Below are 17,847 nucleotides of genomic sequence, written 5' to 3'. Positions count from 1 at the left end.
AGGCGCGCCCTAGCGCCGCTTCACCGACTTCGGCGGCTTGGCGCCGCGGCCCTGCTGCCTGGCGGCCGCACGCCGTTCGCGCCGGGAACCTCCCCCGGACACGCCCGCCGGCGTCTTCTGACCGTTGCCGCCGTTGCGCTGCACCTGCGCCGAGCCGTCCTCCGACGGGCCGGAGTAGGTCATGGCCGGCGCCTCGGTCTCGATTCCCTTGGCGCGCAATTGGGTTGGCGCCTCTTCGCGCGTGGGCGGGGTGGTGTCGCCCTGATCGGCCGCGGCTCCCAGCTCCTTGAGTCCCTCCGGCGTTTCCACCGGGGCGACCTGCGGGCTGGGCACCGCCTCGACCGTCACGTTGAACAGGAAGCCGACCGACTCCTCTTTCATGCCGTCGAGCATGGCCATGAACATGTCGTAACCCTCGCGCTGGTATTCCACCAGCGGGTCGCGCTGCGCCATCGCGCGCAGCCCGATGCCCTCCTTGAGGTAGTCCATCTCGTAGAGGTGTTCGCGCCACTTGCGGTCGATGACATTGAGCAGCACGTTGCGTTCGAGTTGACGCATCGCGCCCTCGCCGGCGATCTCCTCGAGCTCGGCTTCCCTTGCCCCGTAAGCGCGTTCGGCGTCCTTGAGCAGCTCGTCGAGCAGCTCCTCACGGGTGAGGTCGTCGCGCTCGGAGTCGGCGTCCAGACGCATCAACGTGTGGTGGTCGATGCCGACCGGATACAGCGTCTTCAGCGCCGTCCACAGCGCTTCGAGGTCCCAGTCCTCGGCGTAACCGTCGGCGGTCGCGCCGGTGACGTAGGCGGTGACCACGTCGCGGACCATGTCGAGCGCCTGCTCCTTGAGGTTCTCGCCCTCCAGGATGCGGCGGCGCTCGGCGTAGATCACCTTGCGCTGCTGGTTCATCACCTCGTCGTACTTGAGGACGTTCTTTCTGACCTCGAAGTTCTGCTGCTCGACCTGGGTCTGGGCGCTCTTGATCGCGCGGGTGACCATCTTGGCCTCGATCGGCACGTCGTCGGGCAGGTTCAGCCGGTTCAGCATCGCCTCGAGGGCGGCGCCGTTGAAGCGGCGCATGAGCTCGTCGCCCAGCGACAGGTAGAAGCGCGACTCGCCCGGGTCGCCCTGGCGGCCGGAGCGGCCGCGCAGCTGGTTGTCGATGCGCCGCGACTCGTGGCGTTCGGTGCCCAGCACGTACAGGCCGCCGGCCTCGACCACCTCGGCGGCCTCCTTGCCGGCCTCCTCCTTGACCTTGGGCAGCTCCTCGTGCCACGCGGCCTCGTACTCGTCGGGGGTCTCCACCGGATCCAGGCCGCGCTCGCGCAGCCGCTGGTCGGTGAGGAAGTCGACGTTGCCGCCCAGCACGATGTCGGTGCCGCGGCCGGCCATGTTGGTGGCCACGGTGACCCCGCCGCGCCGGCCGGCCACCGCGACGATGCCGGCCTCCTGCTCGTGGTACTTGGCGTTGAGCACGTTGTGCGGGACGCGGCGCTTCTGGAACTGCCGCGACAGATACTCGGAGCGCTCGACGCTGGTGGTGCCGATCAGCACCGGCTGGCCCTTCTCGTAGCGCTCGACGACGTCGTCGACCACCGCGATGTACTTGGCCTCCTCGGTCTTGTAGATCAGGTCGGACTGGTCGGCGCGGACCATCGGCTTGTTGGTCGGGATGGACACGACCCCGAGCTTGTAGATCTCGTGCAGCTCGGCCGCCTCGGTCTGGGCGGTACCGGTCATGCCGGCGAGCTTGTCGTAGAGCCGGAAGTAGTTCTGCAGCGTGATGGTGGCCAGCGTCTGGTTCTCGGCCTTGATCTCCACGTGCTCCTTGGCCTCGATGGCCTGGTGCATGCCCTCGTTGTAGCGGCGGCCGTAGAGCACGCGGCCGGTGAACTCGTCGACGATGAGCACTTCGCCGTCGCGGACGATGTAGTCCTTGTCGCGGTTGAACAGCTCCTTGGCCTTCAGCGCGTTGTTGAGGTAACTGACCAGCGGCGAGTTGGCGGCCTCGTAGAGGTTGTCGATGCCGAGCTGGTCCTCGACGAACTCGACGCCCAGCTCGTGCACCCCGACGGTGCGCTTGCGCAGGTCCACCTCGTAGTGGACGTCCTTCTCCATCAGCGGCGCCAGCCGGGCGAACTCCAGGTACCAGTTGGAGGCGCCGTCGGCGGGCCCGGAGATGATCAGCGGGGTGCGGGCCTCGTCGATCAGGATGGAGTCGACCTCGTCGACGATGGCGAAGTTGTGGCCGCGCTGCACCAGGTCGTCGAGCGAATGCGCCATGTTGTCGCGCAGGTAGTCGAAGCCGAACTCGTTGTTGGTGCCGTAGGTGATGTCGGCGGCATACGCCACCCGCCGCTCGTCGGGCGTCATCTGCGCGAGGATCACGCCGACGTCCAGGCCGAGGAAGCGGTGCACGCGGCCCATCCACTCGCTGTCGCGTTTGGCCAGGTAGTCGTTGACCGTGACGACGTGCACGCCCTTGCCGCCGATGCCGTTGAGATAGGCCGGCAGCACCGAGGTCAGCGTCTTGCCCTCACCGGTCTTCATCTCCGCCACGTTGCCGAAGTGCAGCGCCGCGGCGCCCATCACCTGCACGTCGAACGGGCGCTGGTCGAGCACCCGCCAGGCCGCCTCGCGGGCCACCGCGAACGCCTCGGGCAGCAGGTCGTCGAGGCTTTCGCCGTCGGCGTGCCGCTTCTTGAACTCATCGGTCTTGGCGCGCAGCTCCGCGTCGGTGAGCTTTTCGACCTCGTCGGACAGGGTGTTGACGTAGTCAGCCACCCGCTTGAGACGTTTGAGCATGCGACCTTCGCCAAGGCGCAGCAACTTCGACAGCACAGCTATGTCCCCTGTTGGTTGGGAGTCTCTTCTCTTGAAGCGACTCCCATGGTAGGTGACGACGGCGTGATGGCCGTCGACCCGGCGAACGTCAGGACAGCCTGATCAGCCCGTAGTCGTAGGCGTGGCGGCGGTACACCACGCACGGCCGTTCGGTCTGCTTGTCGTGGAACAGGAAGAAGTCGTGCCCGACGAGCTCCATCTCGTAGAGCGCGTCGTCGACCGTCATCGGCCTGGCCGGGTGTTCCTTGGTCCGCACGATCCGGCCGGGCTCGTGGTCGGTGTCGGCGCCGTCATGGTCGACGGTCGGCTCGGGCGTGGGTTCGGGGCGCGGCGGCGGCACGACCGCGGTGGCGGCGGCCAGCGACACCGGGGTCTTGTCGCCGTAGTGGACCTTGCGGCGGTCCTTGGCGCGGCGCAGCCGGTTCTCGAGTTTGTCGACCGCGGACTCGAACGCCGCGTAGAAGCTGTCGGCGCAGGCCTCCGCGCGGCTCACCGGCCCACGGCCGCGGGCGGTGATCTCCACGCGTTGACACGACTTGCGCTGTCGGCGGTTGGGCGCGTGTTTGAGCTCGACATCGAAGAGATAGATGGAGCGATCGAACCGTTCGAGGCGGGCGAGTTTCTGGGAGACGTACACCCGGTAGTGGTCTGGGATTTCAACATTGCGGCCCTTGAAGACGACTTCGGCTTCGGTCGTCGTCGGTTGGGCTTGGCCGTCGGTTTGCGTCGGCGGTGGGTCAAGAATTTGACCGGAATCCACGGATAGCCTTGACATACGTGACAACTCGTTTCTCTTTCACGTCGCACGCGCCCTGCGTGCCCGGCTTGCTGACGACGCGCCGACGAGGTGGGGAGAGCGGGTCTTTTCGGTAAATCACCGCTGCAGGCTGCTCGCCGATGCAAGGTGTCGAATACTCACCCCTTCCCGCGAGTGGGGTCTCAACCTGGGAATGTCGCGACCAGTGAGTCAGACCAGTGAGTCGATTAACGTTGTTCTCGACGTTAGCTCGTGTTCGCCTCGCCATGCCACTGATTTCGCGGAGCTGTTGCGAGTTCTTCACATACTCTTGGCGACCGCCCAGCCTCAGGCGGCCGCGAGCGTCAGCACTGCGGTGACCCGAACCCCCGCCGCCCGCAGTACCCGCACCGATTCGCGGGCCGTCGCCCCGGTGGTGACGACGTCATCGACGATCAAGACCTCGGTGGCCGGGGGCGCGCGGCGCAGCCGCACCCGGCCCGCGACGTTGCGCTCGCGGGCGCCCGTGCCCAGCCCCACCGAGTCGCGAGCGAGCGCCCTCATCCGCAGCGCCGGGGCGACCGTGATGGCCGGGTGGCCCGCCACCGCCGTGCGCGCGAGCCTCGTGACCGGGTCGCCGCCGCGCCGGCGCGCCGCCGAACGACGCGTCGGCGCCGGTATCAGGCTCAGCGGGGTCTCGACGATGCCCCACGACAGCAGCCGGTGCACGCCGGTGGCCAGCGCCCCCGCCAACGGGCCGACCAGATCGGCGCGGCCGTGCTCCTTGAGCGCCAGGATCGCCTGCCGGCGGGCGCCGGCGTAGCGGCCGAGCGCCAACACCGGCACCCCCGGGTCGACGCGCGGGCTCACCACATGCGGCTGGTCGGCGGCCACCGACAGCTCCCGGGCGCAGGCCGCACACCAGCGGGTCGATGGGGCGCCGCAGCCGCCGCACTGCAGCGGCAGGATGAGGTCGAGCATGGGGCCAGTGTCGCGGGCGGGACCGACAACCCCGGGTCAGCCCGGCAGCACCGGCGCCGCCCCGAACACCATCAGCCCGGGCACCTCGGACCAGCCCTGCTGGCCCTCGGCCGCCGCCGCCGAATACTGCAGCACCCCTTGGGACGCGCCGACGTAGACGGTCGAGGGGTTGGCCGCGACCGTCAGCACGGGCATCTGCAGGCCGCGGGCGGGCGCGTCGGAGTTCACCCCGTCGAGGTTGACGTAGGAGACCGGGTGGCTGGGGTCGGTGCGGGTCACCACGATGTCGTCGCCCGTGCGCCAGGACAGCGAGACCACCGAGTTCCCCAGCCCGAAGCCGAGCCGCCGCGGATACGTCAGGGCGTACTGGCCGGCCTGGGTCTGCTCGACGCTGGCCAGGATCACCTGACCGCCGATCACCATCGCGGCGCGCGTGCTGTCGCGGGACAGCTGCAGGTCGGTGATCGGGCCCGGGAACCGGCTGGACACGGCGACGGAATCGACCGGGATGCGGGCGGGTTGGCCCGAGGCCGGTTCCTGGATCGCGCGCAGCACGTTGTTGCCGTCCACCACCACCCAGACCGCGTCGTCCAGCGACCAGCTCGGGCGCGACAGGCCGTGCCCGTCGGCGGACTGCACCGCCTCGCCGCCGAGGTCGCCGATCCACAGCGACGCCGCCTCGTCGGGCGCGCCGCGGTGCAGGGTCACGACCGACGCCACCTGCCGCCCGCTGCGCGACAGCGCCGCGCCGGTCTGGTCGCCCATGCGCCCGAAGGCCCCGGGCACGTTCGCGAAGTGCTGGCCGTCCAGCGACACCAGCGACCCGTTCACCAGGGCATGCAGCCCGGCGCCCGCGCCGTCGGCCACGCCCGGGTCGGTGGCGGCGACGTCGGAGGTGGTCCAGCCCTCGGCGAACCTGTCGTCCAGCGGCGCGCCGTCGGCGTTGATCACATACGGCCCCCGGATGTCCGCCCGGGCCAGCGTCCAAATGATCTGCGCCGCAAGCAAAGCCCGGCTGTGCGGATCGGTGGTGGACAGCTTCTCCAGTTCGATGCGCGCGCCGCCGTAGCCGCGCCCGATGCCGTTCTTGCCGCCGTCGGCGCGGGTCACCGGCCCGCGCAGCCGCAGCGGCGGGGCGAGCAGGTTGCGGACCGTGTGCGCCATCTCGGGCCGCGGTCCGGCGATCAGCTTGGAGACCAACTCGGTGGCCAGCTGATCGTGATCGGCGACCGCGACGTAGCGCGGATCCGGAACCACGGTCTTGCCGGTCGGGTCGGCGAAGTACAGCGTGTTGCGCTTGTAGGTCGACTGGAACTGCTGCCAGTCCAGGAAGACCCCGTTGGGCAGCCGGTCGATCCGCCATCCGCCGGAGGTCTTCACCAACTCGATCGGGCCCGGGTCGGGCAGCACCCCCTCGGCCGTTTCGAACACCCCCATGTCCGACAGCGACCCCAGGATGTCCGCCCGCATCGTCGCCGAAACCCGTTCGGCGGCACGGGTTTCCACGAACACCACGTGGTCGATCAGCAGCGCGCTACCGGCGTCGTCCCAGGAGTTGGAGGCCGACTGGGTCAGGAACTGCCGCGCGGCCAGATGCCGGTTCGCGGGATCGGCTGTGGCCTTGAGGAATTCGCGCAGCAGCACGTCGGGATCCATGCCCGGCGTCGGCTTGGGCAGGTTCGACGGCGCCGGCCGCTCGACCGTGCCGATGGCCTGTGGGGCCGACGAGCTGGGCACGCCGGCGCAGCCCGCCAGCAGCACCGCGAGCAGCAGCAGCCCGATCAGGCGCCGCATCACCCGCTCCTCTCGGCCGGTTCACGCAGCCGCGAGCGTTCTTTCGCCGGCGGCGGGGCCGCCGGGTTCGTGGTGGCCGTCGGCGGGATGGGCTTCATGGGCAGCGGGCTGGTGGTCACCTTGTGGCCGCGAACCAGCGGGAGCGTCAGCCGGAAGCAGGAGCCCTCGCCGGGCTCGCCCCACGCCTCCAGCCGGCCCTGGTGCAGGCGCGCGTCCTCCACGCTGATCGCCAGGCCGAGCCCGGTGCCGCCGGACCGGCGCACCCGCGACGGGTCGGCCCGCCAGAACCGGCTGAACACCAGCTTCTCCTCGCCGGGCCGCAGGCCCACCCCGTAGTCGCGGACGGTGACCGCGACGGTGTCCTCGTCGGCGCCCATCCGGATCTGCACCGGCTTGTGCTCGGCGTGGTCGATGGCGTTGGCGATCAGGTTGCGCAGGATCCGCTCCACCCGCCGGGTGTCGACCTCGGCGATCACCTCCTCGTCGGGCAGGTCGACGAGCAGCTCGATGCCGGCGTCCTCGGCCAGGTGGCCGACGTTGCCGAGCGCGCTCTGCACGGTGGTGCGCAGGTCCACCGCCTCGACGGACAGCTCGGCGACACCGGCGTCGTGGCGCGAGATTTCCAGCAGGTCGTTGAGCAGCGACTCGAACCGGTCCAGCTCGTTGACCATCAGCTCGGTGGACCGGCGCAACGTCGGGTCGAGATCCTCGCTGTGGTCGTAGATCAAGTCGGCGGCCATCCGGACGGTGGTCAGCGGCGTGCGGAGTTCGTGGCTGACGTCGGAGGTGAACCGGCGCTGCAGGTTGCCGAACTCCTCGAGCTGGGTGATCTGGCGGGACAGGCTTTCCGCCATGTCGTTGAAGGACACCGCCAGCCGGGCCATGTCGTCCTCGCCGCGCACCGGCATCCGCTCGGACAGGTGGCCTTCGGCGAACCGTTCGGCGATCCGCGACGCCGACCGCACCGGGACCACCACCTGGCGGGACACCAGCAGGGCGATCCCGGCGAGCAGCACCAGCAGCACGGCGCCGCCGGTGATCATGGTGCCGCGGACCAGCGTGATGGTGGCCTGCTCGTTCTTCAACGGGAAGATCAGGTACAGCTCCAGGTTGGCCACCTGTGAGGAGGCCGGCGTCCCCATGATCAGCGCCGGGCCGGAGAAGCCGTCGGTGTGCACGGTGGCGTACTGGTAGGACGCCTGCCCGGCCTTGACGAACCCGCGCAGGGAATTGGGCACCTGGTCGACGGGCCCGGCCGTGGTGGCCGCGCGCGGCCCGTCTCCCGGCACGATCAGCACCGCGTCGAAGGCGCCGGCCAGCCCCGCTCCGGACGCCGGGTCGGTCTTGGAGGTCAACGTGTTGCGGGCCAGCTGCAGGCTGCTGTCCAGCGAGCGGGTCTCCTCGCCGCTGACGATCCCACCGACGGTGGTGCGCGCCCGCTCGATCTGCTCGATGCCGGCCCTGACCTTCACGTCGAGCACCCGATTGGTGACCTGAGAAGTCAACACGAAGCCGAGCGCCAGGATCACGGCCAGGGACAGTCCGAGCGTCAGCGCGACGACACGCAGCTGCAACGACCGGCGCCACGCAACGGCAACGGCGCGACTCACCGCACCCATGCCGCGGGTCATGGGACCCGAACGCCCCCAGCGGCTCCTAGTCCGTCGCGGCGAGCGCCAAATCAACGACGCTCCCGGATCACGGAGGTCCGGCCTTGTATCCCACTCCTCGAACGGTCAGCACCACGGTCGGATTCTCCGGGTCCTTCTCAACCTTGGCCCGCAGACGCTGGACGTGCACGTTCACCAGGCGGGTGTCCGCCGGGTGCCGGTAGCCCCACACCTGTTCGAGCAGCACATCACGAGTAAACACCTGCCGCGGTTTGCGCGCCAACGCGACCAGCAGGTCGAACTCCAGCGGCGTCAGGGAGATCTGCTCGCCGTTGCGGGTGACCTTGTGCGCCGGCACGTCGATCTCGACGTCGGCGATGGAGAGCATCTCCGCCGGCTCGTCGTCGTTGCGCCGCAGCCGGGCCCGCACCCGCGCCACCAGCTCCTTGGGCTTGAACGGCTTCATGATGTAGTCGTCGGCACCGGACTCGAGGCCGAGGACCACGTCCACGGTGTCGGTCTTGGCCGTCAGCATGACGATCGGCACGCCCGAATCGGCACGCAACACGCGACAGACGTCGATGCCGTTCATGCCGGGCAGCATCAGGTCCAACAACACCAGATCGGGGCGCAGCTCGCGCACCGCGGTCAGGGCCTGGGTGCCGTCACCGATGACCGCGGTGTCGAAACCCTCCCCACGCAACACGATGGTGAGCATCTCGGCCAGCGAAGCGTCGTCATCGACGACGAGAATCCTTTGCCTCATGGAGTCCATGGTGTCACCAGATCGGGACAAACCCGGCACGCCACACGGGCGTTTCGTGCCCGATACCGCCAAATCGTGACAATTCTGTGCTAACCGGCGGTCAAAGTCGCCGCCAGCTCGGCCGGATCGACGTCCGCGTCGGCGACCAGCCAGGGCCCGCCCCAGCTCGCGGCGGCCAGCTCGGCGTACACCGCGCCGGTGCGCAGCTGTAGTTGGTCGTCGCGCTCATAGCTGTCGCGGGCCCGCCCGGGGTCGGACTGCGCCCGGCTGCGGGCGCGCTGCCCGGCCAGCTCCACCGGCACCGCGAGCAGCACCTGCCAGTCGGGCGCGGGCAGCCGCAGCCGCCGGTACTCGAGCTCGAGCACCCACGCGGCCGCCGCGCCGGCCGCGTCCTCGTGCAGGCGCGCGGCGCTGTAGGCCGCGTTGGACGCGACGTAGCGATCCAGGATCACCACGTCGTGGTCGCGGCACAGCGCCTCGATGTCCTCGACGGCCCCGGCCCGGTCGAGCGCGAACAGCATCGCCATCGCGTAGACCGACGACGCCAGGTCCCCGTGCTGGCCGTGCAGGGCCTCGGCCGCGACGTCGGCGGTCACCGATTGGCCGTAACGCGGAAAAGCCGTGATAGCCACGGACTTTCCCGCCGCCTGGAAGGCTTTGCGCAGGGCCTCGGACAACGTCCGCTTGCCCGCGCCGTCCACCCCTTCGATCGCGATCAGCACGGCGCCCAGCCTAAGCCCGCCGCCGGACGCCACGTTGGCGTGACACTCGACGCCGGACGCCACGCTGGCGTGACGTTCGGCGAGAAAGCGCTACCTCAGTAGCGGTAGTGGTCGGCCTTGTAGGGGCCGTCGACGTCGACGCCGATGTACTCGGCCTGCTCCTTGGTCAGCTTGGTCAGCGTGCCGCCGAGCGCCTCGACGTGGATGCGGGCCACCTTCTCGTCGAGGTGCTTGGGCAGCCGGTACACCTCGTTGTCGTACTCGTCGTTCTTGGTCCACAGCTCGATCTGGGCGATCACCTGGTTGGAGAAGCTGTTGCTCATCACGAACGACGGGTGCCCGGTGGCGTTGCCCAGGTTCAGCAGCCGGCCCTCCGACAGCAGGATGATCGACTTGCCGCTGTCGGGGAACGTCCACACGTCGACCTGCGGGCGGATGTTGGTCTTGGTGGCGCCGGAGCGCTCCAGCTGGGCCACCTGGATCTCGTTGTCGAAGTGGCCGATGTTGCCCAGCACGGCGTAGTCCTTCATCGCCTTCATGTGCTCGAGGGTGATGATGTCCTTGTTGCCGGTCGCGGTGATGACGATGTCGGCGGTGCCGATCGCGTCCTCGACGGTCTCGACGTCGTAGCCCTCCATCAGCGCCTGCAGCGCGTTGATCGGGTCGATCTCGGTGACGACGACGCGCGCACCCTGGCCCTTGACCGAGTCGGCGCAGCCCTTGCCCACGTCGCCGTAGCCGCAGACCAGCACCTTCTTGCCGCCGATCAGCACGTCGGTGCCGCGGTTGATGCCGTCGATCAGGGAGTGCCGGCAGCCGTACTTGTTGTCGAACTTGGACTTGGTCACCGAGTCGTTGACGTTGATCGCCGGGAAGGCCAGGTCGCCGGCCGCGGCGAACTGGTAGAGCCGCAGCACGCCGGTGGTGGTCTCCTCGGTGACGCCCTTGACGGACTCCGAGATCTTGGTCCACTTGTCCTTGTCGGTCTCGAAGCGGTTGCGCAGCAGCTCCAGGAAGACCTTCCACTCGGTGGGGTCGTCCTCCTCGGCGGGCGGCACCACGCCGGCCTTCTCGTACTGCGCGCCGCGCAGCACCAGCATGGTGGCGTCGCCGCCGTCGTCGAGGATCATGTTGGCCGGCTCGTCGGGCCAGGTCAGCATCTGCTCGGCCGCCCACCAGTACTCCTCGAGCGTCTCGCCCTTCCAGGCGAACACCGGGACGCCCTTGGGCTCCTCGGGCGTGCCGTAGGGGCCGACGACCACCGCGGCGGCGGCGTGGTCCTGGGTGGAGAAGATGTTGCACGACGCCCAGCGAACCTGCGCACCCAGCGAGACGAGGGTCTCGATGAGCACCGCGGTCTGCACGGTCATGTGCAGCGAGCCCGAGATCCGCGCGCCCTTGAGCGGCTGCACTTCGGCGTACTCGCGGCGCAGCGACATCAGACCCGGCATCTCCTGCTCGGAGAGCTCGATGTCCCGGCGACCGTATTCCGCCAACGACAGGTCGGCGACCTTGAAATCGATGCCGTTGCGGACGTCGGCGGTCAGCGAGCTTTCGGTCGTCGTCATAAAAGTTCTCATTCCTTCTGCGGCTTGGGTTCCAAGCGGATTACTTAGCTTAGGTATCCGCTCTTGCGCCACTGTAGTCGGCGGCCTGGGCACCGGGAGGCGTCAGGGGACGTTGACGACGCCGTGACGCTCGGCGAACGGCGTCATCAGCCGCGCCAGGTCCGCCGCCACGTCTCCCCCGCCTTCGGCGGGAGGTGCCCCCAGATCGGCCTCGGGCGGCATCGACACGTAACTCATCGCCAGCCGCACGATCGCCCGCGCCAGGACGCCGGCGTCCTCGTCGCTGGTGGCCACCCAGCTCTGGGTGAAGGCGGTGCTCAGCCGCTCCGACGCCCGGGTGATGATCGGACCGCTGTCGGTGGTGATGATCTGCAGCAGGTCCGGCTTGGCGACGCCGGTCAGCAGGGAGATCACCAGCGGGTCGGCCGCCGACTCCGCGAAGAAGGCGCGAAAACCCTGCAGAAACGCTTCGTAGATGTTGCCCACGTTGGCGTCGATCGCGCCTCCGACCGCGTCGACCAGCCGGTCGGCCAGGCGCAGGGCGTATCCCTGCGCCAGGCCTTGCCGCGAGCCGAATTCGTTGTAGATGGTCTGCCGGCTGATGCCCGCGGCGCGGGCCACGTCCGACAGCGTGATGGCGGACCAGTCGCGGCTGCCGAGCAGCTCGCGCATCGCGTCCAGCACCGAGTCGCGCAGCAGGACGCGCGACGCCTCGGGGTAGGGCATCCGCTTCACAGGCGCGACAATAGCCGCTTTCACCGCGGCGCCGGTGCCGATCACGACCGGGCTATCTCCACCATTTCGAAGTCGGATTTCGCGGCGCCGCAGTCCGGGCAGCTCCAGTCGTCGGGGATGTCATCCCAACGGGTTCCGGGCGCGATGCCGTCCTCGGGCCAGCCCTTGGCCTCGTCGTACTCGAACCCGCACTGCACGCAGATGAAGAGCTTGTAATCGGTCATCGGATGGCTCCTATTTCTTGGAAATCGATCTTTTCGCGCACCGCGCAATCCGGGCAAGACCAGTCGTCGGGGATGTCGCCGAAGGGCGTGCCCGCGGGAAAGCCTTCCCGCGGATCGCCTTTCGCCTCGTCGTAGGTGTAGTCGCAGCCCGGGCAGCGGTAGGCGGTCATGCCGACGCCCCGTAGCGCGCCAGCACCCGCTCGCGCACCCGCGGGTGGATGTTGACCTTGGTGATGTCGCCGTCGTAGTGCTCGAGCACCCGGTGGTCCATCACCCTGCGCCACAGCGGCGGCACGTAGGTCAGGGAGATCATCGACGCGTAGCCGCTGGGCAGGTTGGGCGCGCCTTCCATGCTGCGCAGCGTCTGGTAGCGGCGAGTGGGGTTGGCGTGGTGGTCGCTGTGCCGCTGCAGGTGGTACAGGAACAGGTTGGTGACGACGTGGTCGGAGTTCCAGCTGTGCACCGGCGCGCAACGCTCGTAGCGACCGTTGGCGTTCTTCTGCCGCAACAGCCCGTAGTGCTCCAGATAGTTGACGGCCTCGAGCAGGCTGAAGCCGAAGACGGCCTGGATGATCACGAACGGGATGAGCGCCGGGCCGAAGACCGCGATCAGCGCGCCCCACAACACGATTGACATCAGCCACGCGTTGAGGACGTCGTTGGACAGATACGTCGCCGGGTTCCACGGGTTCTTGTCCTGGCGGCGCAGGCGCTGGGCCTCGAGCCGCAGCGACGAGCGCAGGCTGCCGAACACGCTGCGCGGCAAGAACTCCCAGAAGGTCTCCCCGAAGCGGGCCGACGCGGGGTCTTCCGGCGTCGACACCCGCACGTGGTGGCCGCGGTTGTGCTCGATGTAGAAGTGGCCGTAGCAGGTCTGCGCCAGGGTGATCTTGGACAGCCACCGCTCCAGCGCGTCCTTCTTGTGGCCCATTTCGTGGGCGGTGTTGATGCCGACACCGCCGAGGACGCCCACCGACAGCGCCACGCCCAGCTTGCCCGCCCAGCCCAGCGGGCCGTCAGAGCCAGCCGGGAAGCCCAGCCAGCTCAGGTTCGAGGCGGTGAACAGGTACGCGCCGAAGACCACGCTGAGGTACTGGAAGGGGATGAAGATGTAGGTGCAGTAGCGGTAGTACTTGTCGTTCTCCAGCTGCTCCATCACCTCGTCGGGCGGGTTCTGCCCATCGGGCCCGAAGCGCAGGTCCAGGATCGGCAGCAGGACGTAGACCAGGATCGGCCCGATCCACAGCGGCGCCTGCGCGGCGGCGTGCCAGCCGAGCTGGTTGAGCCCCCAGACGACCGGCAGCATCACGAACAGCGCCGTCGGGGCGATCAGTCCCATCAGCCAGAGGCGCCGCTTCTTGTCCCGCCAGACGGGCGGCTCGGCCGCTTCCGGGTTTACCCGCCGTTCGACTGTGGTCATATGCCAAACCTCCTTGTGAGTCACACCACGCATTGAGGTTGACAATATCGACTCTTCCGTCTCGTGTCTAGACACAGAGTGCTATTTTGTAAACCAGTTTGAGCGTGCGGCCACGGCGTCGAATGTGCAGTGAGGTCGCGGACCGGGCCCGTTTCTCGCCCGGGACGCACCGCGAATGCCGCAAGCGCACGCGCAAGGCCCGGCGCGCACACCGGACGAGCTGGATTTGCGCCCGCCGGCGCCCGCCGGCCTATGCCGCGGTGGAAGTCGCGTCGGGGTCGGGTTCCTTGTCGGGATGCCCGGCGTCGCGCGTGCCCTGCACGGAGTGCCGGTAGCCGTAGCCGACGTAGATCGCGGTGCCCACCACGAGCCAGACGCCGAACCGCACCCAGGTCAGCGCGGTGAGGTTGAGCATCAGCCACACGCAGGCGCAGATCGACGCGATCGGCAGAGCCGGCACCCATGGCGCCCGGAAGCCGCGCTCCAGGTCGGGGCGGGTGCGTCGCAGCACGACGACGCCGGCCGAGACCAGGACGAACGCGAACAGCGTGCCCACGTTCACCATCTCCTCGAGCTTGGCGATCGGAAACACCGAGGCCGTCGCGGCCACGACGATCGCGACGAGCACGGTGATGCGCACCGGGGTGCCGCGCGAACCGGTCTTGGCCAGCTGCCGCGGCAGGAGGCCGTCGCGCGCCATCGCGAACAGGACGCGGCACTGGCCGAGCATCAGAACCATGACCACGGTGGTCAGTCCGGCGAGCGCCCCGATGGCGATGATCTTGCTGGCCCAGTTGATGCCGTTGGCCGTGAACGCCGTGGCCAGGTTCGCCGGCTTGTGGCCGGGCGCGGTCTTGAGCTGGGTGTAGGACACCATCCCGGACAGCACCACCGACACCGCCACGTAGAGCACGGTCACGATCGCCAGCGACGCCAGGATGCCCCGCGGGACGTCGCGCTGGGGCCGCTTGGTCTCCTCGGCCATGGTGGCGACGATGTCGAACCCGATGAACGCGAAGAACACGATCGAGGCGCCGGCCAGCACGCCGTACCAGCCATAGTGGCTGCTGTGCGCCCCGGTCAGCAGCGACAGCACCGACTGGTTGACGCCGGAGGCCTCGTGCCCGGCCTCGGGCTTGGGAATGAACGGCGAATAGTTGGAGGCCTTGATATAGAAGGCTCCGACGACGACCACCAGCAGCACCACCGACACCTTGATGCCGGTGATCACCGCGGAGAACCTGGACGACAGCTTGGTGCCCAGCGCGATCAGGGTCGCCACCCCGGCGACGATCAGCAGGGCGCCCCAGTCCAGGCTGACCGACCCGAACTGGCTGGTGCCGCCGGCGAACCCGAACACGTTGCCCAGGTAGCTCGACCACCCCTTGGCCACCACCGCCGCGCCGATGGCCAGTTCCAACAGCAGGTTCCAGCCGATGATCCAGGCCAGGAACTCGCCGAAGGTGGCATAAGAGAAGGTGTAGGCGCTGCCGGCGACCGGCAGGGTCGAGGCGAACTCGGCGTAGCACAGCGCCGCGAGCGCGCAGGTGACGGCCGCGATCACGAACGAGATCCAGATCGCCGGGCCGGTGATGTCGCCGGTGGTGGACGCGGTCACCGTGAAGATTCCGGCGCCGATCACCACGGCCACCCCGAAGACGACCAGGTCCAGCCAGGTCAGCTCCTTGCGTAGCCGGGTGTCTGGCTCGTCGGTGTCAGCGATCGATTGTTCGACCGACTTCATGCGCCATCGATTGGCCATCCGCCGCCCTTTCCCAACGAGTGGGACCCATTGGTCCGTCACAGTACTGGGTACTCTGCCGAGATGCCGGACACCAAAGCAAACACCAGGGACCACGCGGTGGTCATCGGAGCGAGCATCGCCGGCCTGTGCGCCGCGCGGGTGCTCTCGGACTCCTATGCCCGCGTCACCGTCTACGAACGCGACGAGCTGCCGAGCACGCCGTCGAACCGCGCGACGGTCCCCCAGGACCGGCACCTGCACATGCTGATGGCCCGTGGCGCAATGGAGTTCGAGAGCCTGTTCCCCGGCCTGCTGGAAGACATGGTCGCCGCCGGCGTGCCCATGCTGGAGAACCGGCCGGATTGCATCCACCTCGGCGCCGCCGGGCACGTGCTCGGGACCGGGCACACCCTGCGCGACGAATTCACCGCGTACGTGCCCAGCCGCCCGCACCTGGAGTGGCAGTTGCGCAAACGGGTCCAGGACACCGCCAACGTCACCATCGCGCGGCGCTCGGTGGCCGAACCGCGGTTCGACCCGGTGCGTCAGCGGGTGACCGGGGTGCTGCTGGATCCGGCGGGCGACGGCGGGGAGCCGGAATTCGTTGCCGCGGACCTCGTCGTCGACGCGGCCGGCCGGGGCACGCGGCTGCCGGTGTGGTTGACCCAGTGGGGGTACGAGCGCCCGACGGAGGAAGTCCTCGACATCGGCATCTACTACGCCACCCAGCAGTTCCGCATCCCCGACGGGCTGATCGCGGAGAAGGTGGTGGTCGCCGGCGCCTCGCACGACAAGTCGCTGGGGCTGGGCATGCTGTGCTACGAGGACGGCACCTGGGTGCTGACCACCTTCGGGGTGGCGAATGTCAAACCGCCGCAAACCTTTCCCGAGATGCTGGAGCTGGCCGAGGAGCTGGTGCCGGCGCACGTGAACGCGGCGCTCAAGCAGGCCGACCCCATCGGCGAGCCGGCATTCCACGCCTTCCCGGCCAGCAAGTGGCGGCGCTACGACAAGCTGGACCGCCTACCCGCCGGCATCCTTCCGTTCGGAGACGCCGTGGCCAGCTTCAACCCCACCTTCGGGCAGGGCATGACGATGACCTCGCTGCAGGCGGGGCATCTGCGCCGCGCGCTGCAGCTGCCCGACGACGAGGTGGCCGCCGCGCTGAGCCGGGCGACGGCCAAGAGCACGTTCCCCGTCTGGACGATGAACGCCATCGGCGACGTCACCTTCCACCACGCCGAGCCGAAGCAGCCCGCCCCGTGGTGGTGGCGGCCGTCCGGCGCGCTGTTCGACCAGTTCCTGGGGGCCGCGGAGACCGATCCCGTTCTGGCGGAATGGTTTTTGCGGCGGTTCTCGCTGCTGGACAGCCTCTACATGGTTCCGCCGCCGCGCATCGTCGGCCGGACCATCGCGCACAACATGCGGCTGTGGCTGGGCGAGCGCCGTCAGGCCGCCCGTGGCGACCGCGGGCGCACTCCTACAGCCCTACGGTCGCCCTGAACAACTTCGTGGGCTCGCGCGCGACCAGCCGGATCGGGGCGTCGTCGGCAGCCACCCACGCGGCCATCCCCCGCTGCAGCGTCAGCGATCCCGACTTGCCGTGCACGGTCGTGCAGCCCTCGGTGCACAGCAGGATCTGCGGGCCCTCGTGGCTGCACGACGCGTCGACCTCGTGACCCAGATACTCACCGTCGAGCTCCAGCAGCGCGACGGCGAACTCGTCGGCCGGGGTCTCGTAGATCAGGCCGAAACCCTCGCGGCGCATCGGGGCCCGCACCTGTTCCTCGGTGGTGGGCGTGAAGTTCAGCACCCGCAACAACTCGGGGACGTCGACGTGCTTGGGGGTCAGGCCGCCGCGTAACACGTTGTCCGAGTTGGCCATCACCTCCAGCGCGAAGCCACGCAGGTAGGTGTGCAGGCTGCCCGCCGACACGAAGATCGCCTCGCCCGGGGCCAGCGTGATGCGGTTCAGCAGCAGCGCCGCCAGCACGCCGGCGTCGCCGGGGTAGCGCTCCCCCAGCTCCAGCACCGTCTTCACCTCGCCGGCGAATTCCGTTGCCCCGGAGCTGATGTACTGGATGGCGCCGTCCAGCACGGCGGGCACCAGCACGTCGATGTCGGGCTGCGGCGCGGTGATCCAGGTGGTGAACAGCGCGCGCAGGCCGTCGGCGTCGGATTGGTCGTTGAGCAGGTCGATGAACGGGTCGAGGTCGGAGACGGCCAGCGCCCGCAGCAGCGCGATGGTGCGCGAGGCCTGGCGGAATCCGGCGAGCGCCTCGAACGGCTGCAGCGCCACCAGCAGTTCGGGTTTGTGCGACGTGTCGCGGTAGTTGCGCACCGGGGAGGCCAGCGGGATGCCCAGCCGCTCCTCCCGCAGGTAGCCCTCGGCGGCCTGCGCCGCGCTCGGGTGGGCCTGCAGCGACAGCGGCTCGTCGGCCGCCAGCACCTTGACCAGGAACGGCAGCACGTCACCGAACCGGGCCCGCGCGCCGGGACCGAGCTGGCCCTCCGGGTCGGCGACCAGGGCGTCGAGCAAAGATATCTCGCCCGCGTCCGTTTCCAGCCAGGCCGGGTCGCCGGGGTGGGCGCCGAACCAGAGCTCGGCCTCGGGATGGGCGGCCGGTACCGAACGCCCGGTGAATTCGGCTATGGCGGTACGCGATCCCCAGGCGTACGTACGCAACGCCCCGCGAAGCAGTTCCACTG

General features: G+C 69.1%; 15 protein-coding genes. 1 reads left to right on the top strand and 14 read right to left on the bottom strand.

The window, feature by feature from the left end; genetic code table 11:
• Nucleotides 1-9: 9 nt before the first annotated feature.
• From secA to WU80_RS01535, 13 genes are all read right to left on the bottom strand, one after another.
• Complete coding sequence (secA, locus tag WU80_RS01595; RefSeq protein WP_055399078.1) at nt 10-2,835, bottom strand: preprotein translocase subunit SecA; 2,826 nt, start codon at nt 2,833-2,835, stop codon at nt 10-12.
• Between the two features lie 91 nt (nt 2,836-2,926).
• Nucleotides 2,927-3,598 (bottom strand): ribosome hibernation-promoting factor, HPF/YfiA family, encoded by a 672-nt coding sequence (gene hpf / locus WU80_RS01590; RefSeq protein WP_055399080.1) that lies wholly within the window; start codon nt 3,596-3,598, stop codon nt 2,927-2,929.
• Between the two features lie 324 nt (nt 3,599-3,922).
• Nucleotides 3,923-4,555: a ComF family protein gene (locus WU80_RS01585; RefSeq protein WP_055399082.1), complete on the bottom strand. Its 633-nt coding sequence runs from the start codon at nt 4,553-4,555 to the stop codon at nt 3,923-3,925.
• A 36-nt stretch (nt 4,556-4,591) separates the two neighbouring features.
• Nucleotides 4,592-6,349, bottom strand: a complete 1,758-nt coding sequence (lpqB, locus tag WU80_RS01580) for an MtrAB system accessory lipoprotein LpqB (protein ID WP_156349391.1) — start codon at nt 6,347-6,349, stop codon at nt 4,592-4,594.
• Entirely contained in the window at nt 6,349-8,034 is a 1,686-nt protein-coding gene (mtrB, locus tag WU80_RS01575; RefSeq protein ID WP_082459687.1) for an MtrAB system histidine kinase MtrB, read from the bottom strand. The genes lpqB and mtrB overlap by 1 nt, the downstream gene beginning before the upstream one ends.
• 13 nt (nt 8,035-8,047) lie before the next feature.
• Entirely contained in the window at nt 8,048-8,734 is a 687-nt protein-coding gene (gene mtrA, locus WU80_RS01570; RefSeq protein ID WP_007168097.1) for a two-component system response regulator MtrA, read from the bottom strand.
• An 80-nt stretch (nt 8,735-8,814) separates the two neighbouring features.
• A complete protein-coding gene (locus tag WU80_RS01565; protein WP_055399176.1) occupies nt 8,815-9,447 on the bottom strand; it encodes a dTMP kinase in 633 nt (210 codons plus the stop codon).
• Nucleotides 9,448-9,542: 95 nt separating this feature from the next.
• On the bottom strand, nt 9,543-11,015 hold the full coding sequence (ahcY, locus tag WU80_RS01560) for an adenosylhomocysteinase (protein ID WP_055399088.1): 1,473 nt from the start codon (nt 11,013-11,015) through the stop codon (nt 9,543-9,545).
• Between the two features lie 102 nt (nt 11,016-11,117).
• A complete protein-coding gene (locus tag WU80_RS01555; RefSeq protein WP_055399178.1) occupies nt 11,118-11,741 on the bottom strand; it encodes a TetR family transcriptional regulator in 624 nt (207 codons plus the stop codon).
• A 50-nt stretch (nt 11,742-11,791) separates the two neighbouring features.
• The gene (locus WU80_RS01550) at nt 11,792-11,974 is read right to left on the bottom strand and encodes a rubredoxin (protein ID WP_055399090.1); all 183 of its coding nucleotides are present in this window, start codon (nt 11,972-11,974) and stop codon (nt 11,792-11,794) included.
• Nucleotides 11,971-12,144 carry a rubredoxin gene (locus WU80_RS01545; protein WP_055399092.1) on the bottom strand — a complete coding sequence of 58 codons (174 nt, stop codon included), beginning with the start codon at nt 12,142-12,144 and terminating at the stop codon, nt 11,971-11,973. The genes WU80_RS01550 and WU80_RS01545 overlap by 4 nt, the downstream gene beginning before the upstream one ends.
• On the bottom strand, nt 12,141-13,394 hold the full coding sequence (locus WU80_RS01540) for an alkane 1-monooxygenase (RefSeq protein WP_055399094.1): 1,254 nt from the start codon (nt 13,392-13,394) through the stop codon (nt 12,141-12,143). The genes WU80_RS01545 and WU80_RS01540 overlap by 4 nt, the downstream gene beginning before the upstream one ends.
• A 250-nt stretch (nt 13,395-13,644) precedes the next feature.
• Nucleotides 13,645-15,156 carry an APC family permease gene (locus WU80_RS01535; protein ID WP_055399096.1) on the bottom strand — a complete coding sequence of 504 codons (1,512 nt, stop codon included), beginning with the start codon at nt 15,154-15,156 and terminating at the stop codon, nt 13,645-13,647.
• A gap of 99 nt (nt 15,157-15,255) precedes the next feature.
• Here WU80_RS01535 and WU80_RS01530 point away from each other — a divergent pair, with 99 nt between their 5' ends.
• Nucleotides 15,256-16,641 (top strand): NAD(P)/FAD-dependent oxidoreductase, encoded by a 1,386-nt coding sequence (locus WU80_RS01530; RefSeq protein ID WP_197281019.1) that lies wholly within the window; start codon nt 15,256-15,258, stop codon nt 16,639-16,641.
• Here WU80_RS01530 and manA read toward each other — a convergent pair.
• The gene (gene manA, locus WU80_RS01525; RefSeq protein WP_055399100.1) at nt 16,619-17,845 is read right to left on the bottom strand and encodes a mannose-6-phosphate isomerase, class I; all 1,227 of its coding nucleotides are present in this window, start codon (nt 17,843-17,845) and stop codon (nt 16,619-16,621) included. The genes WU80_RS01530 and manA overlap by 23 nt on opposite strands.
• Nucleotides 17,846-17,847: the final 2 nt, after the last annotated feature.

It is taken from the genome of Mycobacterium sp. UM_11 (assembly GCF_001414075.1).
In the GTDB taxonomy this organism is placed as follows: Bacteria; Actinomycetota; Actinomycetes; order Mycobacteriales; family Mycobacteriaceae; genus Mycobacterium.
The sequence above is the reverse complement of the archived record's forward strand: the minus strand, read 5'-3'. Positions and strand labels throughout refer to the sequence as shown.

What these genes read in the sequence shown, in the direction of transcription:
- WU80_RS01585 (WP_055399082.1), bottom strand. Translation starts at nt 4,555, where the DNA reads ATGCTCGACCTCATCCTGCCGCTGCAGTGCGGCGGCTGCGGCGCCCCA.
- lpqB (WP_156349391.1), bottom strand. Translation starts at nt 6,349, where the DNA reads ATGCGGCGCCTGATCGGGCTGCTGCTGCTCGCGGTGCTGCTGGCGGGC.
- mtrA (WP_007168097.1), bottom strand. Translation starts at nt 8,734, where the DNA reads ATGGACTCCATGAGGCAAAGGATTCTCGTCGTCGATGACGACGCTTCG.
- ahcY (WP_055399088.1), bottom strand. Translation starts at nt 11,015, where the DNA reads ATGACGACGACCGAAAGCTCGCTGACCGCCGACGTCCGCAACGGCATC.
- WU80_RS01555 (WP_055399178.1), bottom strand. Translation starts at nt 11,741, where the DNA reads ATGCCCTACCCCGAGGCGTCGCGCGTCCTGCTGCGCGACTCGGTGCTG.
- WU80_RS01550 (WP_055399090.1), bottom strand. Translation starts at nt 11,974, where the DNA reads ATGACCGATTACAAGCTCTTCATCTGCGTGCAGTGCGGGTTCGAGTAC.
- WU80_RS01545 (WP_055399092.1), bottom strand. Translation starts at nt 12,144, where the DNA reads ATGACCGCCTACCGCTGCCCGGGCTGCGACTACACCTACGACGAGGCG.
- WU80_RS01540 (WP_055399094.1), bottom strand. Translation starts at nt 13,394, where the DNA reads ATGACCACAGTCGAACGGCGGGTAAACCCGGAAGCGGCCGAGCCGCCC.
- WU80_RS01535 (WP_055399096.1), bottom strand. Translation starts at nt 15,156, where the DNA reads ATGGCCAATCGATGGCGCATGAAGTCGGTCGAACAATCGATCGCTGAC.